This window comes from Moorena sp. SIO3I6 (assembly GCF_010672095.1).
This window is the reverse complement of sequence record NZ_JAAHHU010001121.1, coordinates 1-1655: the sequence shown is the minus strand read 5'-3', so window position 1 is coordinate 1655 and position 1655 is coordinate 1. Positions and strand designations below refer to the sequence as shown.

Sequence of the window (1655 nt, the reverse complement as noted above, 5' to 3'; positions counted from 1 at the left end):
CCCAAATGAATATTCGGTTGCTACAACAATCGGATTTCGATGCTGTGGATGATTTAGATACAGGCTTTCAAGCAGAATCCTTGATGTGCTGGGCTAAAATGGCTGTCCGATTCAATGCCGCCATGGTCAACTATCGGGAATCCGTGCTAGCAGGATTGCGTGCTGAAGGTCATCTGGTGATGGATGTTTCCCCAGTCAGTTCCACTAAAGCTGGGAAAAAGAAGTCTAAGGGTTTACCCCAAGCGGAAGAGTTAGGAGCACAGAATGCCCTGATGGCAGCGATTACTGCAGTTAGAGACCAAAACTATCAGGCTGAGTGTAATGCGATCGCATCTAGCCAAGACTTCAGTGATAGGGAATATCAAACGATTAGCAAACGCCTAGTCAAAACACCATCGGAGCGTCGCTCACTACGGAAGTACGATTTAAAGCAGCGTTATGCCATCCCAATCACACCAGAACTGGTAGTGAAAGATGACCAAGGCTGGTATCAGCAGCTACGGCTCCATTATTTTCTTACCCTAGGTCGGCAACATCTAGCAGAACGGGATGCTAAGGTAGCCCGACTGTTAATTGAGCAAGGTCAAGGGAGTATATTTCTACCGGACTTCAATCGTGCTGTGCTAGGAGCGATGATTGGTACCATGAAGGTTTTGGGGATACCAATTCTATTAGAAAATCTGGAACGAGAACTCAAAAATACTGATCAGGACTTGCAGGAGATGGCTGCGATCGCATTAGCAAACCGTTGTGCTATCAAAACCATCACCGGAATAGGACTAGCGAAAAAAGCAACTCCGATTGTTATTATCAGGCGTTTCTTAGATAAAATCGGCTATGGCTTGCAGTGTATTCGTTATCAGAGCCAAGGCAAAAAGCGGTTCAGAGTTTATCAGCTAGTTAGTCCAGAGGATGGTCGCATGGAAGTGTTCCAGAGGTGGTTAGCTAGTGATGGTCAGAGCTTAGGTACTAGTGAAATTTTGCTGGATAATGGTTTATCCCCTAGGTCGGGTAACACTCAGTCAGTGGATTCAGAAAACAGTAATTATGTTCAATTGTGTTTGAATGTTTAGTCTTAATGTTTAGTCTTGATGTTTAGTTTTAATGTTTAGTCTTAATTTTTAGGGATAATCAACACAACTGTCTCGGAGTTTATTACCCTAACGGACAAGCACGCACCGTCAAGTATTCCGGCTAGTGTTTCTGTTCAGCTGAGTCAAAGCCCTTCAAAACCTAAATTGATCTAGCTAAGCGCTTAGCGCTTAGCTAGAAAAGCTTTATTTTGAGACAGGAAATTTAAAGTTAACCACCAATGGCGTTGTTAGTACACGCCAGGATTATAGCGATCATCGCCCGCATTATAAACCTCTGAGGTCTTAGTCACGGTAAAATCATCAAGGTGAGCTTGTAAGTTTTTCTTCTGGCGTGCGCTTAGTCCCGGAATGTTCAGAACATCTTCTACGGACTTGTAGGGAGCATTTTGAACAATCTTACCAGCCAAGGTTGGGTAGAATCCGCGATATTGGCGAAACTTTCGGACATGAGTATTGTTCAGGTCAATCTTCTCACCAAACTCGGTGGATAACTTGCGATCAGCCTCATTGCTCCGGGAACGAGCGATTAAAGCCGTAGATGAGGGCAACGTTAAGTTATTA

The 1655-nt window shown here is 44.2% G+C and carries 1 protein-coding gene and 1 pseudogene; one reads left to right on the top strand and one right to left on the bottom strand.

The genetic code is table 11. The features are described from left to right. Positions 1-1073, top strand: a pseudogene (locus F6K49_RS46795) (bifunctional DNA primase/helicase); the annotation flags it as partial. Positions 1074-1321: 248 nt separating this feature from the next. Here F6K49_RS46795 and psbU read toward each other — a convergent pair. Next, positions 1322-1642 (bottom strand): photosystem II complex extrinsic protein PsbU, encoded by a 321-nt coding sequence (psbU, locus tag F6K49_RS46790; protein ID WP_293109321.1) that lies wholly within the window; start codon positions 1640-1642, stop codon positions 1322-1324. Positions 1643-1655: the final 13 nt, after the last annotated feature.